24 protein-coding genes and 1 pseudogene are annotated in these 26,134 nt (G+C 70.2%); 7 read left to right on the top strand and 18 right to left on the bottom strand.

Annotated elements, in window-relative coordinates; translation table 11 throughout:
* Nucleotides 1-111 precede the first annotated feature (111 nt).
* Nucleotides 112-813: a ScbR family autoregulator-binding transcription factor gene (locus ACGFW5_RS18105; protein ID WP_393835216.1), complete on the bottom strand. Its 702-nt coding sequence runs from the start codon at nucleotides 811-813 to the stop codon at nucleotides 112-114.
* A gap of 170 nt (nucleotides 814-983) precedes the next feature.
* Here ACGFW5_RS18105 and ACGFW5_RS18100 point away from each other — a divergent pair, with 170 nt between their 5' ends.
* On the top strand, nucleotides 984-1,853 hold the full coding sequence (locus tag ACGFW5_RS18100; RefSeq protein ID WP_393835274.1) for an NAD(P)H-binding protein: 870 nt from the start codon (nucleotides 984-986) through the stop codon (nucleotides 1,851-1,853).
* A 56-nt stretch (nucleotides 1,854-1,909) separates the two neighbouring features.
* Here ACGFW5_RS18100 and ACGFW5_RS18095 read toward each other — a convergent pair whose 3' ends face one another.
* The 7 genes from ACGFW5_RS18095 to ACGFW5_RS18065 all read right to left on the bottom strand — a co-directional run bounded on the left by ACGFW5_RS18095 (nucleotide 1,910) and on the right by ACGFW5_RS18065 (nucleotide 10,170).
* Nucleotides 1,910-2,938: a ScbA/BarX family gamma-butyrolactone biosynthesis protein gene (locus ACGFW5_RS18095; RefSeq protein WP_393835215.1), complete on the bottom strand. Its 1,029-nt coding sequence runs from the start codon at nucleotides 2,936-2,938 to the stop codon at nucleotides 1,910-1,912.
* Nucleotides 2,939-3,044: 106 nt separating this feature from the next.
* A complete protein-coding gene (locus ACGFW5_RS18090; RefSeq protein ID WP_393835214.1) occupies nucleotides 3,045-3,689 on the bottom strand; it encodes a GNAT family N-acetyltransferase in 645 nt (214 codons plus the stop codon).
* Nucleotides 3,690-3,802: 113 nt separating this feature from the next.
* The gene (locus ACGFW5_RS18085) at nucleotides 3,803-4,609 is read right to left on the bottom strand and encodes a SigB/SigF/SigG family RNA polymerase sigma factor (protein WP_393835213.1); all 807 of its coding nucleotides are present in this window, start codon (nucleotides 4,607-4,609) and stop codon (nucleotides 3,803-3,805) included.
* 369 nt (nucleotides 4,610-4,978) lie between these two features.
* Entirely contained in the window at nucleotides 4,979-5,857 is an 879-nt protein-coding gene (locus ACGFW5_RS18080; RefSeq protein ID WP_393835212.1) for a geranyl diphosphate 2-C-methyltransferase, read from the bottom strand.
* Nucleotides 5,858-5,873: 16 nt separating this feature from the next.
* On the bottom strand, nucleotides 5,874-7,223 hold the full coding sequence (locus ACGFW5_RS18075) for a family 2 encapsulin nanocompartment cargo protein terpene cyclase (RefSeq protein ID WP_393835211.1): 1,350 nt from the start codon (nucleotides 7,221-7,223) through the stop codon (nucleotides 5,874-5,876).
* Nucleotides 7,224-7,810: 587 nt separating this feature from the next.
* Nucleotides 7,811-9,223 carry a family 2B encapsulin nanocompartment shell protein gene (locus tag ACGFW5_RS18070; protein ID WP_393835210.1) on the bottom strand — a complete coding sequence of 471 codons (1,413 nt, stop codon included), beginning with the start codon at nucleotides 9,221-9,223 and terminating at the stop codon, nucleotides 7,811-7,813.
* A gap of 503 nt (nucleotides 9,224-9,726) precedes the next feature.
* The gene (locus ACGFW5_RS18065; protein ID WP_393835209.1) at nucleotides 9,727-10,170 is read right to left on the bottom strand and encodes a hypothetical protein; all 444 of its coding nucleotides are present in this window, start codon (nucleotides 10,168-10,170) and stop codon (nucleotides 9,727-9,729) included.
* Between the two features lie 350 nt (nucleotides 10,171-10,520).
* On the opposite strand from ACGFW5_RS18065, the gene ACGFW5_RS18060 reads away from it, so the two are divergent.
* A complete protein-coding gene (locus ACGFW5_RS18060; protein WP_393835208.1) occupies nucleotides 10,521-11,303 on the top strand; it encodes a methyltransferase domain-containing protein in 783 nt (260 codons plus the stop codon).
* Between the two features lie 296 nt (nucleotides 11,304-11,599).
* On the opposite strand, the gene ACGFW5_RS18055 is transcribed toward ACGFW5_RS18060, so the two are convergent.
* Nucleotides 11,600-13,225: an alpha/beta hydrolase gene (locus ACGFW5_RS18055; RefSeq protein ID WP_393835207.1), complete on the bottom strand. Its 1,626-nt coding sequence runs from the start codon at nucleotides 13,223-13,225 to the stop codon at nucleotides 11,600-11,602.
* Nucleotides 13,226-13,580: 355 nt separating this feature from the next.
* Here ACGFW5_RS18055 and ACGFW5_RS18050 point away from each other — a divergent pair, with 355 nt between their 5' ends.
* Both ACGFW5_RS18050 and ACGFW5_RS18045 read left to right on the top strand, forming a co-directional pair.
* Entirely contained in the window at nucleotides 13,581-14,066 is a 486-nt protein-coding gene (locus tag ACGFW5_RS18050) for a hypothetical protein (RefSeq protein ID WP_393835206.1), read from the top strand.
* Nucleotides 14,067-14,238: 172 nt separating this feature from the next.
* A complete protein-coding gene (locus tag ACGFW5_RS18045; protein ID WP_393835205.1) occupies nucleotides 14,239-15,039 on the top strand; it encodes an inositol monophosphatase family protein in 801 nt (266 codons plus the stop codon).
* Between the two features lie 315 nt (nucleotides 15,040-15,354).
* Here ACGFW5_RS18045 and ACGFW5_RS18040 read toward each other — a convergent pair whose 3' ends face one another.
* Both ACGFW5_RS18040 and ACGFW5_RS18035 read right to left on the bottom strand, forming a co-directional pair.
* Nucleotides 15,355-15,798: a hypothetical protein gene (locus ACGFW5_RS18040; protein ID WP_393835204.1), complete on the bottom strand. Its 444-nt coding sequence runs from the start codon at nucleotides 15,796-15,798 to the stop codon at nucleotides 15,355-15,357.
* A gap of 367 nt (nucleotides 15,799-16,165) precedes the next feature.
* The gene (locus ACGFW5_RS18035; RefSeq protein ID WP_393835203.1) at nucleotides 16,166-16,945 is read right to left on the bottom strand and encodes an NAD(P)H-dependent oxidoreductase; all 780 of its coding nucleotides are present in this window, start codon (nucleotides 16,943-16,945) and stop codon (nucleotides 16,166-16,168) included.
* Nucleotides 16,946-17,084: 139 nt separating this feature from the next.
* Between ACGFW5_RS18035 and ACGFW5_RS18030 the strand changes: the two genes are divergently transcribed.
* Entirely contained in the window at nucleotides 17,085-17,972 is an 888-nt protein-coding gene (locus tag ACGFW5_RS18030; protein WP_393835202.1) for a helix-turn-helix transcriptional regulator, read from the top strand.
* A gap of 85 nt (nucleotides 17,973-18,057) precedes the next feature.
* Here the strand turns inward: ACGFW5_RS18030 and ACGFW5_RS18025 are convergent, their stop codons facing one another.
* Nucleotides 18,058-18,381, bottom strand: coding sequence for a hypothetical protein (locus ACGFW5_RS18025; RefSeq protein ID WP_393835201.1), 324 nt, complete (start codon nucleotides 18,379-18,381; stop codon nucleotides 18,058-18,060).
* Nucleotides 18,382-18,543: 162 nt separating this feature from the next.
* Between ACGFW5_RS18025 and ACGFW5_RS18020 the strand changes: the two are divergent.
* Nucleotides 18,544-19,131 (top strand): annotated as a pseudogene (locus ACGFW5_RS18020) (histidine phosphatase family protein).
* Between the two features lie 104 nt (nucleotides 19,132-19,235).
* Here the strand turns inward: ACGFW5_RS18020 and ACGFW5_RS18015 are convergent.
* The 3 genes from ACGFW5_RS18015 to ACGFW5_RS18005 form a co-directional block, all read right to left on the bottom strand.
* Entirely contained in the window at nucleotides 19,236-20,396 is a 1,161-nt protein-coding gene (locus tag ACGFW5_RS18015; RefSeq protein ID WP_393835200.1) for an oxygenase MpaB family protein, read from the bottom strand.
* A 117-nt stretch (nucleotides 20,397-20,513) separates the two neighbouring features.
* The gene (locus ACGFW5_RS18010; RefSeq protein WP_393835199.1) at nucleotides 20,514-21,566 is read right to left on the bottom strand and encodes a polyprenyl synthetase family protein; all 1,053 of its coding nucleotides are present in this window, start codon (nucleotides 21,564-21,566) and stop codon (nucleotides 20,514-20,516) included.
* Complete coding sequence (locus ACGFW5_RS18005) at nucleotides 21,559-21,837, bottom strand: polyprenyl synthetase (RefSeq protein WP_393835198.1); 279 nt, start codon at nucleotides 21,835-21,837, stop codon at nucleotides 21,559-21,561. Before ACGFW5_RS18005 ends, ACGFW5_RS18010 begins: the two co-directional genes overlap by 8 nt.
* Nucleotides 21,838-22,326: 489 nt before the next feature.
* Here ACGFW5_RS18005 and ACGFW5_RS18000 point away from each other — a divergent pair, with 489 nt between their 5' ends.
* The gene (locus ACGFW5_RS18000) at nucleotides 22,327-23,229 is read left to right on the top strand and encodes an NADP-dependent oxidoreductase (protein WP_393835197.1); all 903 of its coding nucleotides are present in this window, start codon (nucleotides 22,327-22,329) and stop codon (nucleotides 23,227-23,229) included.
* 53 nt (nucleotides 23,230-23,282) lie between these two features.
* Here ACGFW5_RS18000 and ACGFW5_RS17995 read toward each other — a convergent pair whose 3' ends face one another.
* From ACGFW5_RS17995 to ACGFW5_RS17985, 3 genes are all read right to left on the bottom strand, one after another.
* Complete coding sequence (locus ACGFW5_RS17995) at nucleotides 23,283-24,044, bottom strand: maleylpyruvate isomerase family mycothiol-dependent enzyme (protein WP_393835196.1); 762 nt, start codon at nucleotides 24,042-24,044, stop codon at nucleotides 23,283-23,285.
* 98 nt (nucleotides 24,045-24,142) lie between these two features.
* Nucleotides 24,143-25,012 (bottom strand): 4Fe-4S domain-containing protein, encoded by an 870-nt coding sequence (locus ACGFW5_RS17990; RefSeq protein WP_393835195.1) that lies wholly within the window; start codon nucleotides 25,010-25,012, stop codon nucleotides 24,143-24,145.
* Nucleotides 25,013-25,197: 185 nt separating this feature from the next.
* Entirely contained in the window at nucleotides 25,198-25,938 is a 741-nt protein-coding gene (locus ACGFW5_RS17985) for a class I SAM-dependent methyltransferase (protein WP_393835194.1), read from the bottom strand.
* Between the last annotated feature and the right edge of the window lie 196 nt (nucleotides 25,939-26,134).

Here is a 26,134-nt window from a genome sequence, read left to right as displayed (position 1 = left end):
GCGCACGCTGTCGGTCGGTGCGTACTCGGTGCGTACACCGTTCGCGTCAGCGTACATCCCGCACGGGAGACGATGCGCTTTCTGCCGGGGGCCTCGGGCTCCGGGTCAGTGTCAGCCTGCCGCCGCCGTGAGGCCGCTCTCGGCGTGCTCATCGGACTCCACCTGCGCCCGGGCCAGATTCCGCTGCGCCTCGGCATACACGTGCGCACCGCGTTCGGCGGACAGGTCGACCGAGGTCAGCACGGAGGAGATCACCACGCTCGGCAGAATGTGCCGCAGCAGCGTGGTCACCCGCTGCCCGAGGTCCTGATAGTCGCTCAGCGCGTGCGACATGGCCTGGATCCCGGCGTACGAGCCCACCAGTACGTCCGCCGTCTCGTCCGTCACCACGTGCGGCAGGAGCTCACCCTGCTGCTGGGCCTCCCGCAGCAGGCCGCGCATCATCTCGCCCCACGCCAGGAACGGTCCGCTGCGGTCCAGGCCCGACGCCTGCTGATCCAGCGTCAGATGCACACTGGCGCGCACCATCCGGCTCGTCCGCAGCCGATGGGTGAACAGCACGATGACATCGACGACTTCCTGGACCTTGCACGACCGGGGAGGAACGGTCAGTCCCTCGTCCTGCTCGTCGAGCAGCCCCAGGGCCAGGTGCTCCTTGGACTGGAAGTGGAAGTACAGTGCGCCCTTGGTGACACCCGCGACGTTCAGGATCTCGGAGATGGTGGCGGCCTGGTAGCCATGCTCTTCGAACACCTTGGCCGCCGCTTCGAGGATCGACCGCCGCGTACGGATTGCCCTGTCCTGCTTGGCCACTGTCCTCGCTCCGGGTCGATGAACCCCCTGGAGGTCCATGCAAAGAAACCGTCAGGTTCGTATCTTACCGCCCGGCAGTTGGCAGGCCTCGACACATGCTGAGCCATTTTGGAGGAGAACATGACCAGAATCCTGAAAGCGACGACCCTTCGCACGGGGGCGTGACGCCGATGATCCTCATCACCGGAGCGACCGGCACGGTGGGCCGGCAGGTTCTCGACCGCCTCCCCGCGGACCTGGACGTACGCGCCCTCACGCGGACCCCGCCCCGCGTTGTCACGACCCACCATCGGACCGAGGTCGTCCAGGGCGATTACGGTGACCGTGCCTCCCTCGACCGCGCCCTGCGCGGGGTGCGAAGCGCCTTCCTGGTCACCACCCGCGTGGCGGGCGACGACGACGCGCGGTTCCTGGCGGCCGCCCGCGCCGCCGGTGTCCAGCACATCGTGAAGCTCTCGGCGGCCGCGGTCCAGGACCCGCAGGCCGACGACCTCATCACCTCCTGGCAGCGCGCCAACGAACGACTGGTCCGTTCGAGCGGCATGGCCTGGACGCTGCTCCGCCCCCGCTCCTTCATGTCCAACACCCTGTCCTGGGCGCCCGCCATACGCTCCGACGGTGTGGTGCGCGCGCTGTACGGCAGCTCTGCCAACGCCTGCGTCGACCCTCGCGACGTGGCCGACGCCGCCGTGCAGGCACTCACCGGGACCGGACACCACTCCCGCTCGTACACGCTGACCGGCCCCGAGCCGGTCACCGCCATCCAGCAGACCCGCCTGCTCGCCCGCGCGCTGGGCGTCGCGCTGCGCTTCGAGGAGCTTTCCGCGGACGAGGCCGTCGCCGCCTGGACGCGGCGCCATCCCGAGCCCGTCGCCGCAGCGCTCCTGCACAGTGCCCGGCGTCAGCTGGAGGGCGCCAAGGCGGCAGTGGATCCCACCCTGGTGACCGTCACCGGGCAACCCGCCCGGTCCTTCGCCACCTGGTCCATCGACCACGCCGCGGCTTTCTCGGCGGGAAGTCCCTCGGCGCGAAGCGAGTGACACGGCCGGCCTCGACGGGGAGGAGGGGGGTGGCGCCGATCAGACCTGACACGCCGTCAAATGTGTGCGGCCGACGCGGTGATGAGGCAGCTGAAGGCCTGTTCGCCGTTCTGTACGCCGGTCACCAGGACCGCGTCCTCCCGCTGACCGTCCGGGACCCGGCAGGCCTCGATGACGCAGGGGGCGTCCCACTCGGTGTAGCGCAGGAACTCGCTCTCGATGTGTACGGGCAACAGCGCCGAATGCCGCGCATGCGAACGCCGCAGCACCACGGTCGCGGCCTGCCGGGCGGCCTCCAGCAGGACCATCCCCGGCACGTGGTCGACCGGGTGGTCGAAGAGTATGGGGTGATGGGTGTCAAGCCGCAGCCGCCAACAGCCGGCCTCCGCCGCCGGGGAGAGACCGGGGGAGAGTGCGGGGGAGAGGACGACGTCGAAGGGCGACACCCGGCCCACGAGCCGCGGCGCGAGGGGAGCGGTCAGCTCCGGCGCCATCCGGCCGCCGAACTCCCGCCGCCCACCGCGGACCCGCCGGTACACCTGCGGAGACATGCACGTGTACGTGGCACCGCCGGTCGCCACCGTCTCTCCGTCGCGCCGGATCACCGCGTCGTAGCGGGTCCCGGCGAACGCCTGCCGACGCCACTTCACGTCGCTGCACGTGACGTCCATGTCGAGAGCCGCGGGTGTGTCGCCCACGCGCAGGTACTCGGGCCGCACGGACACCGTCATGTCCTTCATCAGGAACTGATGGCCGAGCGGCACGTCGAATCCCGCGTGTGCGAGCAGAGCACCGGCCTGACGGATCGCCTCGGTCACCATCAGCGGGTCGTAGTGGGTCCCGCCGACGGGCGGATAGAAACTGTGACTCCGCGGCAGCTGCGCGGTGATGCGGAACCGGGTGCCGTCCAGCTGCTCCCAACCGGTGAGCAGAACCTCGGCGACCGCGGCACGGTGCACATACTCCTGGGGCACCGTCGTGGTCAGGCGCGGACGGCGGAGCATGGCGGGCCCGGCTGACTTCGTGCCCTCGACGGCGCTCGCCGGGTCCAGCGGTGCGTGGAACCGGAATGCACTCGTTGACATGACGCCCCCAGAGTCCGCTTTCGGCGAGGCGAGAGGGTGCGCGTCGCCGAGCGTGCGCTGCCGGCACGCCTCTCGCAGGCTCGAAGGTACATACCGCCCGGTTTAATTACCAGTCTTGACCGGGTGCGCCTCGCCCGAAGAGAGCCGCGTCGGCTGCGTTCTCCTCCGGGGCCTGCCCGGCGCCACGGGGAACCGACTGCCAGTCCGCCCTGGTCAGTTGGTACTCGACTTCGCCGTGCTCGGACCCCGGGATCGCGTCAGGCCAGTCCCCGGTGAAGCTCCGCAGGAACCGCAGCCCTACCTTCTCCATCACGCGCCGGGACCCGGTGTTCACCGTCATGGTGTTCGCGGTGACCCGCTCCACCCCGAGGTCGGTGAACCCCTTGTCGACCAGCGCTCGGGAGCCCTCCGTGGCGTAACCCCGGCCCCAGGCCGCCTTGTTGAGCCGATAGCCGAGTTCGACGACGGCCGGGCTGTCGTCGTCGAGGGGGCAGAACTCGAACCAGCCCAGGAAGGTCCCGCTGGAGCGCTCCTCCGCGGCCCAGTAACCGCGGTCCTCCCAGCAGGGACAGTCATGGCGGAGACGGGGGAGGGTCCGCGTCCGGATCGCCTCGCGCGTCGTGGGGCGCCCGCCGTTGATGAAGCGCATCACATCGGGGTCGTTGTCCAGGGCGAAGAGGCGGTCGACGTCGGCGTCGGTGCCGGTGAAGGGACGCAGCACCAGCCGCTCGGTCTTCAGGAAGATGGGCATGACGCGATCTTTACCGACGGTCGGCTCAAGCCTCCACTCGATTACGAGGAGACCACTGCGGGGGATCGGGTGCGCGGAAACCAGTCACGGTGCGTCGACCCCCGAGTGCGGGGTCAGGCCGCTTCACGGTGTTCGGCCAAGGCCTGGCTGCGGACGCGGGAACAGGTGCGGCTGATCAGGCGGGAGACATGCATCTGCGAGATGCCGAGTTCCGTGGCGATCTGATGCTGCGTCATGTCGTGGAAGAAGCGCATGTACAGGATCCGGGACTCGCGCTCCGGCAGCGCCCTCAGGGCGGGCCTGACCGCCTCGCGCTCCAGGACCGTGTCGAAGCCGGGTTCGGTCGAGCCGAGACTGTCGGCGAGGGACAGCCCGTCCCCGTCGCCGCCGTCGGGGCGGGACTCGGCGTCCAGCGAGAGGGTCCTGAACGAGTCGATGGCTTCCAGCCCGTCGCGGACTTCCTGCTCGTCGAGGCCACAGTGGGCGGCGAGTTCCGCGATGCTGGGCTCGCCGGGCTGTGCGTCCTTGAGGTCACGACGCGCGGTGCGCACCTTGTTGCGGAGTTCCTGCACCCGGCGCGGAACGTGGACCGCCCACAGGGAGTCGCGGAAGTGCCGCTTGAGTTCCCCGTTGATGGTGGGTATCGCGTACGCCTCGAACGCGCCCCGCGCGGCCTCGTACCGGTCCACGGCCTTGACCAGGCCCATCGCCGCGACCTGACACAGATCCTCGATCTCCGCACCGCGGTTGCGGTACTTGCCCGCAAGGCGCTGGGCCATCGGCATCCACCGGACCACGAGTTCATCGCGCAGGGCGTCGCGTTCGGGCCCCGCACCAAGGGTCTCCAGGCGTGCGAAGGCGGTCGCGGTGTCGGGAGCGTCGTGATGGTTCCGCTTGCGGCGCTGGGCGGTAGCGGGCATGGAGAGCTCCTTGGGCGTCGGGAACGGTCGTCATGACTGACCGCCGGGCCCTCCCCGAGCCGCGTCAGGACCTGACGCGCCGAGGGCGTGCGGGTCCCGCGGGCGTGCCTACGGTCCGAAGCACGAACCGCGCCTGCCCCCAACCCCGTCCCGTAAACGGCGTCCACGTCCGGGCCGCCGGTCTTTCGCCGTGGGGTCGCCCGCCGGACGCGGGCTTTCGCCACCGTCGTACGCGCAACAGGGGGCCCCCGACGGGGTGTTCGTGAAACGCCGAGCTCCTGGTGGCCCGGCGCACCGCGAGGGCACACCGTCCACCAGGAGCTCTGTGAAGCACCGGCCCCACGACGGGGGCCGCCAGGACCGTCTGGCTCAGACGCGGTCGGCCGCGATGAGGACGTACTGGAAGGACCCGTCCTTGTAGGAGTTGATGAACGCCTCCTCGATGCCCGTGACCAGGGACGAGGTGGCCCGGAGCTCCCAGTACGGCAGTGTCGCCGGGGTCAGGTCGATGATCGCCTGCGGGACAAGCCGGTTGTCGGCCATGGCCCGCAGGTATTCGCGACGCGAGTGGATGTTGCACTCGAAGTGCGCGTTGATCTGCGACACCCACTTGGAGGGCTGGCCGTAGGCCGGGTTCCAGCAACCGGTGATGGTCACGTACCGGCCGCCGGGGGTGAGGATGCGGGAGTGCTCGGCGAAGAGGTCGTGCAGGTCGACGTACATGCTCGACTCGTTGTTCCACGAGCCGGCCACCTGCCCCGTCGCGAACGGCATGTCGAGCATGTTGCGGACGCGGGCTCGGACGGAGCTGTCGATGCCGAGGTCGCGGGCCCGCTGGTTGGCGAAGTCGGCCTGCTTGGCGGAGAGCGTGACGCCCTCGACCTTGCACTGGAAGCGCTGGTGGGCCATGACCATGGAGCCGCCGCGGCCGCAGCCGGCGTCCACCAGGGTGGCGCCCTGCCCGATGGGGCCCAAGTGGTCAAGGAGCAGGTCCGACTGGGCGGACTCCAGACGGTGGAGCTCGGCGACGAGCTTCGACTCCCGGTCGGCGGCGCCTGGCCCCGCGAGCGCGGACTGGTCGACGTCCCCGATGCCGTAGTGGTGGTGGTAGAGGCCGTCGACGTCGCCGAGGCGCAGATTGACCGGCCGGGCCTCGTGGTCCCAGTAGCGGGCGATGTCGTCCTGGTAGGGCGTGGCCGGTGCGGGGATGGCCGCGGCGCTGGTGGTGGTTTCGACATTGGTGGACACGGTGGGTCCCCTTCGTTTACCAGAAGTCGGGCAGGGTGTAGCGGTAGGTGTTCGTCTGGTGCCAGTGGTGGTTGCCGTCGACCCAGGCCGCCACCCCGCGCAGGAACCGGATCACCTGTGGGGCGGGGCAGGACGCGGCGAGCGCCAGGGCCTCGGCCTCGAACTCGTGCATGAGCTCGTTGTGGACCTCGACCGCTTTGAGGTACGCCTCGCGGGCACCGCACTTGTCGTGTTCGGCGATCACCACGGGCAGGTTCAGATGCACACCGGGGGCGGTGAGTTCCTTGGTGTAGGAGTACAGGTCGTTGACGATGGTGGTGGCGTTGGAAGCGAGCGCGATGACCCTCTGCATGGCGGGCCGCGCATGGAGGTCCGCGGGCAGTTCGTAGCCTCCGACCGTGTCCGTGATGGTGGGGCACGGACGGAAGTTGTTGAACTGCCGCATCGCCAGGTACTCCCAGACCTCGGGCATGTACTCCGTCTGCGCCCAGGCCGCCTCGGCGAGGTAGCCCAGGTGCAGGCGGGCCATGTCGTGGCGGTAGCGGTCCGCCTGCGAGGCGCTGGCGGCCTGCACCAGGTAGTCCATGGCGGAGCGGTAGGCGCGCCGCGGGGCGTCGCTGAGCAGGGACTGCGCCCAGGGCGACTGGTGTTCCCGTGTGGTGTGGAGCGGGTCGAGGGCGGTGTGCGCCAGCAGAAGGCGTCCGCCGAGACCCACGGGCGAACCGCCATGGTCCTCGCAGTAGCAGTCGTCGACCGCGTTCTCCGCGGCCATGAGCCGCGTCGCGATCATCAGGTGATCAATGGTGGGTGCGTCGGGATGGCAGGCGACCATGTACCGGCCCAGCGCGAATCCGTCGAACTGGTCCTCCCACTCCGGCGGATACAGCTCGACCTCGTGGACCGCCCAGTCCTTGATCCTGCGGCTCACCTCCGCCACACGCACCGGGTCGGGCTCCGCCACCGCGTGGTGGTAGAGCCCAGGCACCGCGGTGGCGGACGCCGCAGGTTCGGCGCGCGGCGCCAGGCGCAGGCCGCTCGTGCCCAGGCCGTTCGGGCCGCGCAGGACACGTTCCAGCACCTCGGGGCCGATGACCGGGCCCGCGGGCGGCCGGCCCTCCTGCACCGGATCGACGCCTGTGCCCTCGGGCGCCGAGGAGGACGGGGTTTCACGACCCTGGGTGGAGTCCGCAGGCGCACCGGGAGGCGGGACCGGCGCCTCGACCGTGACCGGTGCTTCGACCGCGACCAGCGTTTCGACCGTGAGCGGCGCACACGCGACGTCGGCGACATCAGGCGTGACGGGTTCTGCCACCGAGCCGTGCGGGATCATGTGGGACGGCCCCGGACTGAGGTCGGGAACGGGCATCCTTGCTCCTTGAGTGAGGCGAAGTGTTCCGAGCGCGCGCCCTGGCACCCGGAAGGAGAGCCGGGCTTTCGCGTCGCCGTGCCCTGCGGCGTCTTGGGCCGGCGCCGGCCCGCCGGAGAGCGGGGCGACATGTCGGCCCTTCGCGGAGCCCGGCGGTCGCTCCAGTTCCGGGGCCCGGCTGCCCCAACTCACCCTGACCCAGCGTCACTTGACCATCATGGTGACCCTCATGCGCGGCGTGCCCGTGACGGGGGCGCGACAGCGTGAGGCCGGCTTCAGGAGCTGAGGCGCGTGGGCCCGTAACCGCGCACCCGGTATGTCGCCCGGCCCGCCGCAGGGCACGGGCAGCCCGAAGAGGTGCCCAGCAGGACTGAGCACACTCCAAAGCGTCCATGACGGCTTCGGCGGGGTGTGCCCGGCACGGGGGCCCGGCACGGCCGACATCGCCGGGCCCGGCATCCGCCGGACCCGGGAGCGGCGGCCCCTTCACATCCGGACCGGCGCAGGGCAACGAGGTGCGGCGCGTCTCGGTCGTACCGCGCTGCCGGCACGGTGAAGGGAAGGGGCCGAGGGGCGTTGCGGACGCGTCAGCGCCAGCGGCTGACTTCCACGTTCTCCAGGACGCCGAGCGCGTCCGGCACCAGGATCGCGGCGGAGTAGTACGCCGTGACCAGGTAGGAGATGATCGCCTGCTCGTCGATGCCCATGAACCGCACGGAAAGACCCGGCTCGATCTCGTCCGGGAGGCCCGTCTGCCGCAGGCCGATGACGCCCTGCTGGTCCTCGCCGGTACGCATGCAGATGATCGACGTCGTACGCGCCTCACTGAGGGGGATCTTCCCGCAGGGGTAGATCGGCACGCCGCGCCACGCCGGCAGCCGGTGTCCGTCGACGTCCACGGACTCGGGTACCAGGCCGCGCTTGTTGCACTCGCGTCCGAAGGCGGCGATGGCGCGGGGGTGGGCGAGGAAGAGCTTGGAGCCGCGCCGACGCGAGAGCAGTTCGTCCATGTCGTCGGGGCTCGGCACACCGTCGTGCGGCTGGATCCGCTGTCCGTAGTCGCAGTTGCTGAGCAGGCCGAACTCGCGATTGTTGACGAGCTCGTACTCCTGGCGCTCGCGCAGCGCCTCGACCGTCAGCCTGAGCTGGTGCTCGGTCTGGTTCATCGGCTGGTTGTACAGGTCGGCGACGCGGCTGTGGACCTTCAGGACGGTCTGTGCCACGGAGAGTTCGTACTGGCGGGGTGCGCTCTCGTAGTCGACGTACGTGTGCGGGATGACGGCTTCACCGACGTGGCCGGCCGACAGGTCGATCGCCGCTTCGCCGTACTTGTTGGTCGCTCGCTCCGGCTGCTCGGACCACGCGGCGAGTTGGCGGTTCAGGCTCTCGGTGCGTTCGGCGAGGTTGAGGACGTCGGCCCGGGTGAGCTCAAGCACCGTGCAGGCCGTCGTGGCGCGGACGGTGTACTCCCACTCGGCCTCGGCGTCCACCAGGGCCCGGTCGCCGAAGTAGGCGCCGTCCGCGAGGAATCCCAGCTCCGTCTCGTCACCGTAGGGGCCGGCACCCACCTTTCCCACCCGGCCGTGGGCCAGCAGATACACCCGGTCCGTCGCGGCGCCGGCACTGGCGATGACCGCCCCTGCGGCGAACTCCCGCTGCGTGCAACGATTCGCCAGCTCGGTCAGGGCCTCGACGTCGTCGTAGTCGCGCAGTGCGGGGAGCTCGCCGAGCTCGGCGGGGATGACCTGCACGTGGCCGCCGGTCTGGATGAACTCGACCCGTCCGTCCCCGACGGTGTAGGTCAACCGCCTGTTGACCCGGTACGTGCCACCCTGCACGGGAACCCACGGCAGCGTCCGCAGCAGCCAGCGTGAGCTGATCTCCTGCATCTGCGGAGCGGACTTGGTGGTGGTCGCCAAGTTCCGCGCGGCGGCCGTTCCGAGACTCTGCTGCCCACTTGGGGCGGTCTCGGCCGTCTCCGCACCCGTATCGACCGACATAGCTCCCCTATCGCGTATTCATCCTGGCATTTCGCCTTGGCATGCTGCGGCTTCAGCGTGACAGAGGAAAGGGGAACCGCCCATTCCCCGGACGGTGCATAGCGGAACGCTCTGTTCGAAAAACCTGGAAAGCGGCTTCAGTCGCTCCAAACATGCGGCGGGTCTTTTTTTTGCGCGCAGACGGAGTAGACATGAACGAAGCGAGCAGCGGGCGCGCTTGAGGGCGCTCCGGCGCGGGAACGCACGCCGCCCCCTTCGCGATCACGCCCCTGCTGCCCGGACATCGTGAGTTGCGACTGCGCTCCGGGCTCAGCTCACGCCGACGGCGCGGGCCCGCTCACGACGCGATTGCCCGATGCGGGAAGCAGCCCGCGTATCCAACTCCCCACGTAGGTCGCGCTGTTGACGCCGTGCACCCTCAGCGTGGCTTGCGGGTCCCCCTCTGCCCGCACGGGTTCCCGACTATTCCCGCACGGGTTCCCGACGCGAGAACTGATGGCCCGTCACCACGTGAACCAGCCCGGAGTGGCCGAGTAGTCCTGCGGGGCGTAGTCGCAGGTGCTGGGCTCGAACGGCTCCGCCGTCGTGAGCCGCCCCGCCAGCCGTTCACCGGCCGTATCCACCGTGTCGGCGGCCACCACGAGAGCGAGCACGGCCACCAGGCAGCCGGCGACGAGCTTGCCGGAGGCCCCGGCGCGACGGGAGTCGGCCGCGATCGCACCCGCCAGGGACACCACGAGGGCGACCGCGATCAGCACCAGAGCGATCAGGGTGAGATGGTCCAAGCGCGCCGAGTGATGACACAACACGTACCGGCGGCCTCCCTGGGACGCCTGCCAGCGCTCCCAGAGCGCGAGCGCGCCGAGCACACACCCCGCCGCGACCGGATGCCAGGAGTGGAAGGTGAAGCGGGTGTCGTCGGATGTGCCGGTGGCTTGCGTGCCCATGAGTCCCCCTGTCCGATGCGGCACCCCCATGCTCGCACGCGCCGTACGACGACCCCTCGGGCCCCCGCGGCCGGGCCGGGCTCGGCGACTGTGGGCGGGGGCCGCGTCGTTGCATGACGGAGGTCCGGCGTACGCACCCCGAGTCACCGCGGGCGAACCGGCGGACCTCCATCCGGCGAGCAACCCTTCGTGCGGCGCTCGGCACGCCAGTGGGCAGCCACAGGTTGGACCCACGCAGCCGATGCGACCGGGCCACCCGGAGAAGCTGCGGCGCCACTCGGCGTGGCCGGGTCACAGGAGTCGAGCCAGAACGCGCGACAGCGACATCAGAGGGAGACCGCAGTGTTTGAATGGCCCGCATGTCATCGACTCTTGGAGCACCCCGTCCCGACCAGGCTTCGTACATGTTGCGGGCCGCTGCCGGTGACGCGGGCCGTGCGTACAAACAGCAGATGCTGGACCTGTTGGACGTCCGGGCGGGCCAGACCGTCCTGGACGCGGGGTGTGGCCCTGGCACCGATCTGCCGGCGCTGGCAGAACGTGTCGGTGGCAGTGGCACCGTAATCGGCGTGGACCGCGACCCGGCCATGCTCAGGCAGGCTCGCGAACGCACGCACGGGCTGCAACGGGTGCAGATTCGGGAAGGAGACGTGCATGACCTGCCCGTCGAGCCGGGCACGGTGGACCGGGCCAAGATCGACCGAGTGCTCATGCATGTCGCCGACCCCGCAGACGCACTTGCGCAACTTCATCGCGCAACCCGGCCAGGCGCCCGGATCGGGCTTGCTGAACCTGACTGGGACACCTTGATCGTCGACGCTGAGGATCTGGAGACGAGCCGCGCCTTCACCCGCTACACCACCGCAGAAGTGGTCCGCAATGCGACCGTCGGGCGCAGCCTCGCACGCCTCGCCGTGCAGGCAGGCTTCCATGTCGAGACTGTGCTCGCCACGACGCCGGTGTTCCGTGACTTCCATGAGGCGGACCACATGCTGGGCCTCGGCCGCAATATGGGAAAAGCCATCGCCGAGGACCACATTGACCGAAGCCGAGGCGATCGCTGGTTTGCCGGCCTTTCCCAGGGGCCGTTCTACGCATCGTTCACTCTCGTCAGCGTGATCTGTTCCCGTTGACTCGACCGCCCCTGGCGGGTGCTTCCCCAGTTCGATGCGACTGGAGCACGAAGCCGGTGGCGCACCATAACCGCTGCATGTCGCTGGGTGGAACCGATGCCTACCAGGACGACAGTGCCGTCCCCGCTCTGGTCCGGCGGGCCAGTGGGGGCAGTGCGCGGTCACGGATTCGCGTTCTCGGTCAGGCATGAACGCCATCACGCCTGTGTGTGACTGTCGCGATGGCCCGGGGATCGGTCCGACGGCCGTTGAGCGGGTCTCAACGGCCGTCGCGCTGAAGGGGGTTGAGGCGTCGACTACCGCAGGACGCCGTGGACGGCTTCCGGGTCGGTGGCCGGCAGGGCAGTGGTGGGAGTGGCGCCCTTCGCCTTGAGGGAGGGCTGCGAGGCCACATAGCTGGGGGCGGGCTCGGGCTCGGGGGCGCACGTCTTGGCGATGCGACCGTGACCCTTGGGCAGGGTGCCGTCGCGAAGGTAGTCGGTGAAGGTGTCGTCCAGGCAGGCGTCGCCGTGGAACAGGATCTCGTGGAAGCTGCCGCCGTTCTGGACGACCAGCTTCGAACCGGGCAGCGCGTCATGCATGGCGAGCCCGCCCTCGTACGGGGTGGCCGCGTCCTCGGTGGCCTGGAAGAGCAGCACGGGCGGAAGGCCCTTACCGGTGATCTTCATGCGGCCCGCCGTGTCGCCCTGGTGGGGCCAGAACATGCAGGCGGCGTTGAACCACATGTTGTTGTAGGTGTAGAAGGGCGCCGATGCGTTGACCTTGGCCTGGTCCTTCTGCCAGAAGTCCCAGTCACGCGGCCAGGCGTTCTCGGTGCACTGCGCCGCGTTGTACGCCGGGAACGTACCGTCGTCGCCGCCCGGAGCCGCGTAGCGGTTGTACGCCTCGTTCAGGGGCTGGGTGTCGTGATGGGTGAGGTACGCCGAGAGCACGGTGGCCATCCGGGGCCAGCGCAGGAAGTTGTAGCCACCGCCGTAGAAGGTGTCCTCGAACTCGGCGGGGCCGATCTTGCCCGGCGCCGGCGCGGCGTCGACAGGGGTGCTCCGCAGGCCCGCCTCGACCTGCTGGTACGCCTTCTCGACGGCGGCGGCGTCCGTACCCAGGTGGTAGACGGAGTCGGCCTTGGCCGTCCAGGCCGCGAAGGCGTCGAAGCGGCGCTGGTGCTCCTTGTCCTGGAGGATGTTGTGGTCGTACCAGCTGATGGTGGGGCCGACGATGCTGTCCAGGACCATGCGCCGGACGTGGGACGGGAAGAGCTGGCCGTACGTCGAGCCCAGCGAGGTGCCCCAGGAGCCGCCGTAGAAATTGATCTTGGGAGCTCCCAGTGCCCGCCTGATGCTGTCCATGTCCCGTGCGCTGTCGACCGTGGTCATGTGCGGCATGAGCCAGGACCAGTCGGCCGCGCAGTCGGCGGCGTAGCCCGCCGCTTTCGCCAGCCATGCCTTCGAAGTGCCCTGGCTCACCTGGTAGTCGGGCCGCTCGCCGTCGAAGTAGTGGGCGTCGCAGACGACATGGGGCTCGCTGCCGTTGGTCCCGCGCGGGTCGAAGCCGATCCAGTCGTAGGTCGAGGCGACGTCCTTGGGGATCTGACCGGCGATGTACGCCGGCATCCAGAGCCCGGAATCCCCCGGGCCGCCGGGGTTGAGCAGGATCGGCCCCTGCTGCTTGCTCTTGGGCGCGGTGGCGGGGAGCCGGTTCACCTTGATCTTGATCTTGCGGCCGTTCGGATGGGCGTAGTCCACCGGCACGTCGAGCATCGCGCATTGGAGCGCAGGCGTGGTCGCGTCGTCGCAGGAGCTCCATACGAGCTTTCCCTGCCCGGTGTCCTCCTGGGCGGCGGCGCCGGGCGTGGCGCCTGCGGACGTACTGGTGAGGGCTATGACGGCTGCGGCTGCCGAGAGCAGAGCCAGGACTTTTCTCATGGAAGGCATCATGTGATATGTGAAATGTTACAGCTAGAGGAGTGACGGGACGTTACCAAGCTGTGATCGAGGGCGGTGTGAGGGCGGGTCACCTCGGATCGGCTACCGGGGTGTGGCGGGGGTGGGTGTGGGTCTGGTGTGGTGTGGGGGTCTCGGCGCGGGGTGTGGTGCGGGGTGCGTGTCCGGGGCGCGGGTCAGGGTTTCGGTACGCGTACGAGTGCGGTCGGCATCTGCGAGGGCCGCCCTCGGCCGGCCCTCCCTGCCGTGCCCCTAAGGTGGACGTTCCCGCGCGGTGGGCGATCATCGGCAGGCGCTACAGCTCGGGCACCGTGCATCACGATGGGGGAGTGGACACATGCAGGGATCGAACGGTGAGGCCACACTTGTCATGGCCGGGGTGGTCGTCGCACTGGTCGTGAGGCGGCAGTTACGCACCCGGCCGGTGCGGCGCAACGGCTCGCTGGTCGCGCCGGTGGTCCTGGCGGTCCTGGGGGTCGTGGCCATCGGATTCGGTGTCGCATCGGTCGTCAGGGATCGGTCCCTGACCGTGTTGCCCCTCCTCCTCCTGTTGGCAAGTCTCGCTGTAGCGGCGGGATTCGGGGTGGCCCGGGCGCGGACCGTACGGGTCTGGCGTGATCCGCAGGACGGGGTGATGCGCAAGGGAACGCCGGTCACGAGCGCCCTCTGGGTGGCCTCCGCGGCCACCCACCTCGGCCTGGGGCTGTGGATCGACCACGCGGAAGGCGTGGGACTGCTGGGCGCCGTCTCCTTGTACGCGTACCTGGCCATCGGCCTCGGGACGCAGAACCTCTTGGTGCGCGGTCGGGCTGCGGAGCTGTGAACAGCACACATGCCTCCTTCGGTCGGCTGGCCGGCCAGTCGATCGCCTGGCCGGCGACGAAGACGGTGACAGCGGTGACGGCGATGGTGACGGCGCACGCTGTGCGGGCTCGGGCGGCCGATGGGCCGATGCGGCCGATGCGGCCGGCGAGGTCGCGGGTAGTCTGCGTGACGTGATCGCCTCACTCGCGGACCTTGATGACACCGAAGTAGCGATAGCCGCGGCACGTGCCGGCGCGGACGTGGTGCGCAGCCTCTACGGCAGGCAACTCACGCGTATCGACAAGGGCGCAGGGGACTTCGCCACCGCCGCCGACGTGGAAGCGGAGCGGGCGATCCTCGGCGTCATCCGCGGCGCCCGGCCAGGCGACGCCGTGCTCGGCGAAGAGGGCGGGCGGCAGGGCGTCGCGGGCGCGGCGCGCGAATGGCTGGTGGACCCCCTGTGCGGCACGTTGAACTACGCCGTCGGCAACATGCTGGTGGCTGTCAATGTGGCGCTGCGCGAGGGGCCGGCGGCCGTGGCCGACCCGTTCAGTGGCGAGGTCTTCTTCACCGATGGTGAGAGCGCCTGGGTCCGGCACGACGGCTCCGACACGCGGCTGTCCCCCACGCGGGCCACTCAGTTGGTGGACGTCAACCTGGATCCCCCCTTCCCGGGCGCCCCCGGGTTCCGTGCCGTGGATGTGCTGTCCGATGCCGCGTTCGTCGAACGGTTCCGGCCGCGCGTGGTGTCCACGACGCTGGCCCTGGCCTGGGTCGCGGCGGGCAAGCGGGCGGCGTACATCACTGATGGCGGCGACCTGTCCGGGAGCGTGCACTTCGCAGCCGGAATCGCCCTGTGCCGAGCCGCGGGTTGCGTGGTCACCGGGATCGACGGGGCCCCAACCGGCCCCGAGGGCCGCGGACTTGTGGTGGCCGCCGATGCCGACACCCATGGACTGCTGATGTCGATCGTCGGGCGACGGAGCGACTGAGTCCGGTTCGACGTCCTGTCCGGAGCCGGAGGATGACGACGATCCGGAGCGTGGTGCGGTACGCGACTCCATGGTCCGGGGGTGTCGTCCCCGGGCGGGGGGCTGCTGCGGGCTCGCTGCCGGTCGGATGATGCGTGGGGCAGGGCCCGCCATCATGCGGGGGCGGGCCGCCTCGTGCGACGCCCCCGCCGGAAGCGACGTTCGGAAGGCCGAGGACGGGCATCCGGAAGGCCGAGGACGGGCATCGCGCAACGGGCGCAGTACCGCGCGGTCGTGGGCAGCGGTCGCGCCGGCTGCCCACGGCCGCGCCCGCGCTCAGCGGACGTGCACCGTCACCACATCGGAGGTGTGCAAGCGCACCGGCTTCTGGTCGTGCTTGCTGGTCAAGCCGTACAGGACCGCACGGAACCGCAGGTCGCCGCGGCGCGCGGAGGTGCCCTGTGCCGTGACTTTCGCGTCACCCTTGACGGCGGCGCTGCATGTCTCCTGGTGCCATCCCTCGCCGAAGCCGTTCTCCTCCAGGCACAGCTGGTGCAGATAACCGGCGCTGTCGTCACCGCCGTGCGCCTTGACGTCGATGGTTTTGCCGACTTGGGCAGTGCGCGGTGCCGTGATCTCCACAGCCCCCTTGGCCAAGGTCGGCGCGGCGGCCAGAGTCACTGAGGACAGCCCCAGCGCGCCGGTGGCCAGACCCATCGCACCGACCACCGCCATCCGGCGGCCCCGCGCCTTCATCCCGGTCTTCTTCGTCCTGGTCATGGACTTCCCCTTCCATGGGTCTCCCCGCGCAAGGGGAGACCGGCCCCTTCGCAACGACGCCCGGTGCACCGTGCTGACTAGCCAGATGAGGTGGCGGAGCCGTCCGTTGCGTCCCGATCGCCCCGTTACAGACCTACGACAAAACCCACCGATTCCACACGGGCTGCGACGCATCCCCCGGGCCCGGGGGATGCGCCTCCACCGCAGCAGCTGCGGTTGCCGCAACCGCACCGGCAGCCGCAGCCCTTGCCACACCTGCAAACCGAGCTAGATCCCCACACCGAGGCCGCCCCACGGGCGGGAACCACGCCGCAGGGCGATTACAACGCGCCGGCCCCTTCCCTCGAAGACGCACTGGCGGCGGCGGTCAGCCGCGCGTGTGCAGCCCGAAACCCGTCCGGCCCGCGGGCTCAAGGCCCTCCTTCAGGTGCAGCGACGGGATCGCGTAATCACCGAAGTTCTGCCGCCGGAACGGGATCGGGTCGGTCGACTCCAGGGTGTGCAGGCGCTGTTGCCACGCCTTGGCGACGCCCGGGTAGTCCTCGGCGGTCATCCGGTCGGCGCCGTGCAGCACGAACGGCGGCAGCACCTCAAGGCCCGGGTAGTAAAGGATGCCGTGGTGGATCGGGAACAGCAGATCGTCGATGGGCCCGTTGATTCCGCGGGCGCCGTAGTGCGACTCGGGGCCGCCGACCGTCACCGACAGCAGGGCTCGCCTGCCCGCGAGAGTTCCCTCGCCGAAGCGCTCTCCGTACTTGGTGTCGCTGTGTTCGCCGACGCCGTACGCGAAGTGGAAGGTGAACACCCGGTCCACCCAGCCCTTGAGGATGGCCGGCATCGTGTACCACCACAGCGGGAACTGGAAGATGATCGTGTCGGCCCACAGCAGCTTCTCCTGCTCGGCGCGGACGTCCGGGCTGAGTGTCCCGGTGTCGAAGGCCCGGCCCGAGTCCCGGGCGACCTGGAGCGGGCTCGATGCGGCGGGGCCGTAATCGGTCGCGTCCACGACCGCCTTCCAGTTCATCGCGTACAGGTCACTCACCCGTACCTCGTGCCCGGCGTTCTCCAGCGTGGACACCGCGAGGTCCTTCAGCGAGCTGTTGAGCGACTTGGGCTCCGGGTGGGCGTGGACGATCAGCGTCTTCATGAGAACTCCTCGGGGTCGGATGCCTTCGATCCTGGACGCCGAAGCGTCCGGCGTGCAGGGGCGGTTCAACCACCGGACCGGACTTCCTGGGAATGGCAGTACCACCTTCACGGCCACTGCCCCGGCCATAATGGGAGGCATGGACGACCTTGCGAGCTTCCTGCGGACCCGGCGTGCCCGGGTCGACCCGGCGTCCGTCGATATCCCCACCGACAGTCGCCGCCGGGTCGAAGGGCTGCGTCGCGAGGAGGTGGCGCACCTTTCCGGGGTCAGCGTCGACTACTACGTACGTCTGGAGCAGGGGCGCGCGACTCAGCCCTCCGAACAGGTCCTTGACGCGCTCGCCCGTGTCCTCGGCCTCGACGAGACCGAACGTGGGCATCTCGACCGGCTCGCGCGGCAGCGAAGGCGCCGCGCGAAGGCGCCGGGCGGCCGAGTCCGTCCGGAACTGCTGCGCGTCCTCGACCTGGTCACCGACGCACCCGCGCTGATCATGGACCACCGGCTGGACGTGCTCGCCGGGAACCGCCTCGCGCAGCTGCTCTTCGGCCGGGCGCTGCCGGGCCTGAACACCGCCCGGCACATCTTCCTCGAAGAGGCCGAGCGCCGCCTGTACGCGGACTGGGAGACATGCACGCGCGATGTGGTCGGGCACCTGCGCCTGGCGGCGGGCCAATACCCCGACGACCCCCGACTGGCGTCCCTCATCGGTGAGTTGGCGATGGGCAGCGAGCGGTTCCGCCGCCTCTGGGCCCGCGCGGACGTACGTGCCCGCACCCATGGACGCAGGGCGTACCGCCATCCGCTGGTCGGACTCCTCGAACTGCACCAGGAGAACTTCGCCCTGCCCGACGCGCCGGGCAGGGAGCTGCTGGTCCTGTCCGCGGCCCCAGGCGGCCCCGCCGAGGACGGGTTGCGCCTGCTGGCAGCCCTCGGCGCCGACAGCGCCGACGCACGTCCCGCCGTGAACGCTCAGGTCCGCGGGAGTTCCCCACGGGTAATCCCCGCGAGGAACTCCCGCGAGTAACGCCAACGCCCAGCCCGCCCAACGCCGGAATTACCTCAGCACTACGGCTTTCCGGACCTCGGCCCACTCTGGGCCGCCCCTGGGTTCACTTGGACCGTTGCCCGACCCGCAGGACGCTCAGGTAACGACGCGAGACCCGGTCGCCCATGTGCGTGCGAATGCGCTCGGCGATGGCGTCTAGCAGGGGTTCACGGACGTCGTGACCGAGCCTCCGGTACAGCGACGTCGAACGAAGCAGGTCGGCAAAGCCCTCCCCGTTGAACCATTGCACGGTCGGATACCAGCGCACTGTCGCGGGGCCGAACAGTCCGCCGGGGCCGTCGACCCGTGCCCACCCCTGGTCGGTGGTGCGTACGTCGTCCTCAAGCGGCGGATGACGTACGAGGCCACCTTGATGCGGACTTGTCATCACGCCCTCCCACCGGGCTTGTCAACTGCATGCCGATCCCGCGGAATCCGAGGAAGGTTACTCGTGCGGCATGGGCGAACAGCGGAGGTTGAACTCGCCTTCGCCGAGGCCGGCTTGACGTATGAACGGGGCCGGTCGCCTCGTCGGACAACGTGGTCGGCCATGGGGGAACTGATCTTGATCAGGCATGGGCAGACCGAGTGGAGTCTGTCGGGTCGGCATGCCGGCCGTACCGACGTTCCGTTGACCGAGGCCGGTGAGGTGGCGGCTCGGGCGCTCGCGCCGAGGTTGGCCCGGTGCCGGCTGGTCGGCGTGTTCAGCAGCCCGTTGAGCCGTGCCATACGGACCGCCGAGCCGGCAGGGCTGACTGGCGTCAGGCCCGACCCTGATCTGCTGGAGTGGGACTACGGCGAATATGAGGGCCTGACCGCGACGCAGATCCGGGAGCGGAGCGCGGGCTGGGACCTGTGGCTGCACGGTGTGGTTCCGGGCGACGCCGCTCACCCCGGTGAGGAGCTTCGGCAGGTGGCCGCGCGTACGGACGCGGTGCTCGACCGGATCCGGCCGATGGTGGACGAGGGGGACGTCGCTGTCGTCGCCCATGGTCATCCGGCACGCGTCCTCGCCGTTCGTTGGCTTGGTCTCGACGCGTAGGCCGCACGGTTGCTCGGCCACCCGCATCCAGGCACCCTCAGCTTCCTGGCCATCGAGGACGGGCAGCCGTGCATCTCCGCCTGGAATGTCCCGTAGCCGAAGTCACGCGGCGGGGGGTGTGCGCCATGGCAGTCGGCCGCTCCGCCCCCGGACGTCTCGCACCCTGATTGCCCAACTCCCCAACGCGCCGCGGGGACGCGTCAGCCGACCGTTGCCGCAGGCGGGGTCCAGCGGTGTGTGCGGGGGACCGTGTTGGAGATGCCGTAGTCCTTCTTCAGCTGTTCCGGGATGGCGTAGTGCATGACGCGTCCGCGGGTGAGGGAGGACAGCTCGAACACGGCGGTGAGGTGGCCGAGGCGGTCCAGTGCCCAGGCGCCGAGCGGGGAACGGTCCTCGATGGTTTCCAGGACGCCCAGGAGGTGGGGGACCGCCTTGACGACGGTGTCCCAGGGGGTACGGGGGACCTGGAGCCAATCCGCGCAGGTGTCGCCGACGAGATGGCGGATGAGGGCGGAGACGATCGGGTCGAAGAAGGTGCCGGGGACGATCTCCTCGTAGAGGTCGATGAGTTGGCGGGTCAGCTCCGCGCCCTCATCGGACGGGCCCATGTGCCGGATCATGTACAGGTCGAGGAAACGACGCGCCTCCTCCAGGGTCGCCGGTACGGCGTCCTGGTCGATGCCGAGCATGGCGCCCACCACACGCCACGCGTAGTAATAGGCCTCCGCGCCCTCCGTCGACATGTGGATGCCGAGGCGGTGCAGGCTGTCCAGGACGACCAGCGAGAAGAACATCTGCCCGCCGATCATGTCCTCCTGGCAGATCGGCGTGCCGAACGCGGCGGTGTCCCACTGGTTCTCGCGCTTGAGGTGGTGGCGGATGGAGGCGTGCAGGAGGCGCACCTTCTGCGCCGCGGGGATGAAACGGCTGCCGGCCTCGAAGGCATCCGGCTGCATCAGGTAGACGGTGAACTGGCCGGTCTCCGCCATTCTCTTGGACGGGTACTTCAGCCCATGCGTGGCCGACAACAACTTCGCCACATGCGGAACGACGTAGCAGGCGGGCATGGAGGCGAAGGACAGTGCGGTGGAGATGTGCACATTGTTGTCGATGAAGAACAGCCGGGCCTTCTCCATCTCGCCCCAGTCCACCCAGGCGGGTGGGACGCTCGTGGCCGCAAGGTACTCCCGCGCCACGGCGGGCAGGCCGTCCGGCAGCGGAGCGCCGGCGGTGGAGACGTAGCGCATCAGGGTGTTGAACGTGCCCACCTCCCCGCGCTCGAACAGCTCGGCGACGGTGGCGTCGGCGAGTTCGTCACCGGCCTGCCTCAGGGCGTCCATGGATGCCTGGGTGTCTTTCATGGCGGGGCTCCTTTTGTCTGCACGTCGACTTCCGCGCGGTCCGCCCGGGCTGGCGGGAAGGAACGCGGCGGCGGGGAAGGGAACGGATGGGGCGGGCGGGCCCGCTGTGACGGGTGGTCAGGACACGCGGATCGCCGCCGAGTGCGCGAGTGCCGTCAGGGCGCCCGCGGCGCGGGGCGGAACGTCCAGGCCGTGCAGGACGTCCAGGGCTTCTTCGACGCGTGCGGTGATCATGTTCTCGACGCGGTCGGGGGCCCCGATGCGGCGCATCGTCGCGCGGACCGTGTCCAGGCCCTCCCCGTCGAGGTCGGATCTGCCCAGAAGGGCGCGCAGCAGCTCCCGCTGCTCACCGTCGGCGAGCCGCCAGGTCTCCGCCAGGAGAGCCGTGGGCCGCTGGCCCCGCACATCGTCGGCGTTGGCCTTGCCGGTGTGTTCCGGGTCGCCGAAGAGGCCGAGCAGATCGTCCCGCAGCTGGAAGGCCTCGCCGAGCGGCAGTCCGTACGCGCAGTAGCCCTCGCGCAACCGCGTACCGGCCCCGGCGAGGGCGCCCCCGATCAACAGGGGCTGCTCGACGGTGTACTTGGCGGTCTTGTAGCGGATCACCTTCAGCGACGCCGTGGTGTCCGGGTCGGCTCCGGTGCGCAGGATCTCCAGGCACTCGCCCGCGATCAGTTCGCGCGCCATCACCCACCACAGGGGGCGGGCCCTCGCCAGATATGCGGCCGGCAGCCCGCTGGTGGCGAACAACTGCCCGGCAAGCGCCATCAACAGGTCTCCGACCAGCATCGCCAGCGACCTCGCCGCCGCGTTCGCACGCGGGGCTCGCTCGACGGCGGCGCGCAGGGCGATGTGTGCGCTGGGGCGTCCATGGCGCAGCGGACTGTCGTCGATGAGGTCGTCGTGGACGACCGCTGCGGCGTGCACCAGTTCCATGGAGGCCGCGGCCCGCACCAGCGCGTCGCTGTCGGGCTGACCCGCCGCGCGCCAACCCCAGTAACAGAACGCCGCTCGCAGGCGTTTGCCCTCCGCGAGCGTCGTCTCCAGCTGCTCCGCCACGGGGTCCAGAAGCGGATCGATCGCCGCGAACCGGTCTGCTTCGTGGGCGACGAACCCGTGCAGCACCTCGTCCACACGGGACTTGAACGCGGCGGGCTCCCACCGGTCAGACACCGTCCCCGGCCCTTCGGGCCAGGACGTGCTGGGCCAGGACTTCCAGGTGCGGCGGGGGTACGTCGGTGTACCGGTCGAGGAACAGGCGGCCACGCGCCATGAGGTCGTGCTCGGCCTCCGTCGCCAGATCCGCGGCGTCCGAGCGGCGCAGCAGTCCGCGTACCGTGCCGAGGGCCGTGATCGCCGTACTCACCGCCAGGTCGGCCAGTCCGGCGGCCAGCAGCACCGCCTGCTGGTCCAGGCCTCCGCGCCGTCCAGGTTGCTGCGTCATGCCAACGTCCTCCACTCATCGCCCGCCCGTCCGGCGCCCGTCCCATCGCCACACCGTGCCGCCGAGCATGGCGTCACGGCGGACGCGAGGACGCGGGAACTCACGATTGAGTGATCACATCGTTCTTCCGTGCGGATCACGGGGGGCGTTCGCCCGGCGGGCTGGACGCCGGGCGTGGACCGGCGCGGACGGCGGCTCACTTCGCCGACGAGGTGCTTGCGGACGACCCGCTCCCGAAATGCCGTGGTTGGCAGGGGAGTTGGAGACGACCGCGGTACCGGCCCGCGGTGATCGGATGGAGGGCAGGTCGGGCAGCGCCTGGATCACCGACACCTACGAGGGGAAGTGAGGGCGGACGTTCCCTGGGCGTGCCCGTCGGCGCACTTATAAGATCACGCACGGGTTGCGCGGTGAACGCGAGCGGGGTCGCACGGGCGGTCCGCATCCCACCCCCGTCGCACGCTGCCCGGGCCCAGATCGGAGCGCATCATGAAGGCCGTCCGTTTCAGCGAGTTCGGAGGTCCACAGGTCCTTGAGATCGTGGATCTGCCCGATCCGCGTCCGGGTCCGGGGCAGGTCCGCATCGCGGTGCGCGCGGCGGGCGTCAACGCGAGCGACTGGAAGAAACGCCAGGGCCTGATGGACGAAGCGCTGCCGCAGACCATGGGGTACGAGGCGGCGGGCCTGGTCGACGAACTCGGCGACGGCGTCACGGACGTGGCCGTCGGTGACCCCGTCTTCGGCTTCTCCATGGAGGGGGCGGCCCAGGCGGAGCTGGCGGTCCTGTCCCACTACGCACCCATCCCGCCGTCGCTCGGCTTCCCGGTCGCCGCCGCGCTGCCGGCCGCCATCGAGACGGCCACCCGCGCACTCGACCGGCTCGGTGTCGTGCGTGACTGCACCCTGCTCATCAATGGCGCCTCAGGAAGCGTCGGCAGCGCCGCCGTTCAGTTCGCCGTGGCGCGCGGCGCCCGCGTGATCGGCAGTGCGGGCCGGGCGAACCACGACTATCTACGGTCGCTGGGGGCAGAGCCGGTCGCCTACGGCGAGGGCTTCGTCGAGCGGGTCCGGGCTCTCGCGCCCGCCGGTGTCGACCGAGCCCTCGATGTCGCAGGGAGCGGCATCCTGCCCGAACTCATCGGACTCGCGAACGGCGCCGCGCACGTCGTGACCGTCGCCGACTTCGCCGGGGCCCAGCGGCACGGAGTGGCTTTCAGCCGCGGGGAAGACGGCCGAGCGGTCCACGCGCTCGCCGAGATGGGCGACCTGATCGACGCCGGACTCTTCTCGCCGCCGCCGATCCGGACCTTCCCTCTCGCGGAGGTCGCTGACGCCCACCGCGCGGGAGAGGACGGGCACGTACGCGGGAAGATCGTGCTGCTGATCGGCTGACGAGCGGGCGAGTTGATGGGCCCACCCGGCCGTCCGCCGACGGTATTGACCGGCTACTCCTCGGGCTCCCAGGCGATCAGATGCTCGAAGACCTGCTGGTCGCCCTCGATCTTCAGGTCGCTCAGTGTGAGGCGGCCCCAGACGAAGAGGAGCAGCTGCTCGGCCGTGCCCGTGGCCGAAGCGGAGGGCGGCGCGGCGTTGTCCGTGAGGGGCGCGGGCCAGGCGCCGGTGCCGTCCAGCGTGAGGAGCCAGGAGCGGCCCTCGGTGGCGTGGTAGTGGATGGTGGCGGCTTTGTGCGGCCAGGCCGCCGGGGTGGAGTTGCAGGTGTCGAGAAACTCGGCCACGCCGTCGATCGCGACGTCCACCGGCATCGGCTGCACGGCGCCCGCGGCGAGCTGGGCGTCGTAGGTGTGCACCAGCACCTCGTGCACCCGGCGCCGGGCGACGCCCCAGGCGTTCGCCGGCGACACGCCCGCGCTCCACCATGTCCAGCATTCGCGCTCCGGGCCGGCCTCGCGCAGCGCACGCAGCAGCAGCTCGTGCGACTCGGCGTACCAGGCCAGCAGCGCCGTGAGCTCGCGCGGCGCCTCCGCGGCATCCTTGGCCGGCGGGCCCTCGGCCGGTCCGGCGGCGACGATCGCGGCCCACCAGCGCTGACCCGTACCCAGGTGCTGCACCAGATCGAACAACGTCCACTCGGGGCAGGACGGCACCGGCGCGTCAAGGCTGGGTGCGGCGGCAACCGCGCTGCGGAACGCGGCCGACCGCTCGTCGAGCAGGTGCAGCAGAGCGGAAAACTCAAGACTCTCTCTCATATGACTTCCCTACCACCCCAACTCGGCCGACCGCACCCCAATTTGGGTGGTGTCCCGACAGGGTGGCGGGGCCGAGGTGTGCGTGTGCCTGGCTTCCTTCACCAGCGAATCGCCGTGAAGTCGATCGGCCGGGGGCGCAGCAGTTGGGTGCGTTGCGTCAACGCCCGCAGCCGCTGGGCCATTTCGTCGGCGTGCAGGCGGTGGCGGTCGCCGTGACCGGGCAGGACCCACTCGAAGCGCACGAGGTCGGCGGTCCTCGTCAGTGAGGCGGCCAACTCCTCGATGGAATACCAGGTCACGCTGTCCGCGACCTCCAGATCGTTGGCGGCTCGTGACCAGTAGAAGCTGTCACCGCTGAAGCAGTACCGGTCGTCGGCGAGGTAGAGCACGCTCCCTCGGGTGTGGCCGGGCAGGGGATGGGCGGTGACGCCGTCGGCGATCCGTACCGGATCGAGCCCCCGGATCACCTGGTCGGCGTCCGGCGCCGCGTCGAGGTCTCCCTCGTGGATCCACAGGGACGCACCGAAGTGGTCCGCGTACTGGCGTCCGTGCGCGGCGTGGTCGCGGTGGGTGAGCAGCACATCGGTGATCCGGCCCGACGCCGAGTACCGCTCGGCGAGTTCACGGCTCCAGCGGGGCGTGTCGATCATCATGGCCGTGCCGGAGGGCCGCAGCAGCAGATAGGAGTTCGCCCCGGCCGTGCGCCTGGAGTTGTGCCCGCAGATCAGGACGCCGTCGTCCAGCGCCATCGGGAAGGGATCGAGCGCGCTGTCCGGCCGCCCGGACGCCGGGCGTATCGAGCGTGTCGGGCAGGCGAAGACGGCGGCGTGGAAACGCCGGCTCTCACTCGTGTCACCCGGCGCGCGCAGGACCTCGGACCTCCCCTCGACCTCGCCGATCAGGTCGGGCGCGAACTGCCGGGCCACGTCGCAGTTGGTGCACCGGTCGTCCACGTACCAGCCGTCCATGGCTGAGCTCCTTCCGCGAGGGCCGAACGGGCCGGGACCGCGCCTGCTGCCCGCCGGGTGGCTCGGCCGGCCCCGCTGGGAAGGGTGCCAGGCGCCGGCCGATCACAACACCCCGCCTCGATGCTTCGGCCGGTTTGCCCAGTTGGGAAGACCATGCGGTTTGTGGGTCCTACGGATTGGGGGGCTTACGGTTTGTGGGTCACCCAGAGCATTTCTGCCGGCCAGCGGTGTGCCCAGTCAGGTGGGTCGGTTTGGTTGTAGCCGTTGGCTGCTTCGGGTTCGGGCCGCGGCTCGATGAGGTCGTCGATGACGAGACCTGCGCCGCACAGGACCCTGATCCAGTCGCCGTAGGTGAGCTGGTAGCTGACCGCTCCCTGGTCTTCGGCGATGGTGTCCAGCCCGAAGTAGTCGCGGTGCAGCGTCGTGGTGGCGCAGCCGGCGGCTTCGTCGTAGCAGGCTTCGAACCAGGGGCTGGCGACGTTGAACACCAGCCGCCCACCGCGGCGCAGGATGCGAGCGGCCTGCGGGACGGCCAGGCGCGGGGGCGCCCAGCTGAGCCCACCGTAGTCACAGAACACGAGGTCGAAGCTGTCGTCGGCGAACGGGAGGTGTTCGGCGGCGCCTTGCACCAGCGGGTAGCGGGCCGCTCCCATCGCGCGAGCTGCCGCGGCGAGCTGGGTTTCGGACAGGTCGAGCCCGACCACGGTGGCGCCCTCGGCGGCGAGCGCCCTGGACCACTGGCCGGCGCCGCAGCCGAGTTCGAGGACGCGCTTGCCGGTGACGTCACCCAGGGCGTGCAGGCGCGCATCGGGAATGGCGTACGTGCCCCACAGCCGGGGTGTCGCGCCGATCTGCGGGTCGTGCTTGTGCTGGTAGGCGCTGCTGAACTCGTTCCAGAACCGCCGGTTGGCAGAGATGCTGTCCACGCGCCGACTCAAGCACTGCCTGCCGGGGATGGTCAACACGATGGCGCGGCGACCGGGCAGGTTCGCCGGTTCACTGGTGTCCTGTCGTCGACCACGGCCAGGCGGCAGCGTCGACCCGCTTGCAGATCAAGGGAGTTCTCGCGGAGGACGAGAGCGGATGGGGTCGCCAGGTGCGCCGCCCCGACGACAGGTGTAC

Source organism: Streptomyces sp. NPDC048416 (assembly GCF_043200435.1).
Classification (GTDB): domain Bacteria; phylum Actinomycetota; class Actinomycetes; order Streptomycetales; family Streptomycetaceae; genus Streptomyces.
The sequence above is the reverse complement of the archived record's forward strand: the minus strand, read 5'-3'. Positions and strand labels throughout refer to the sequence as shown.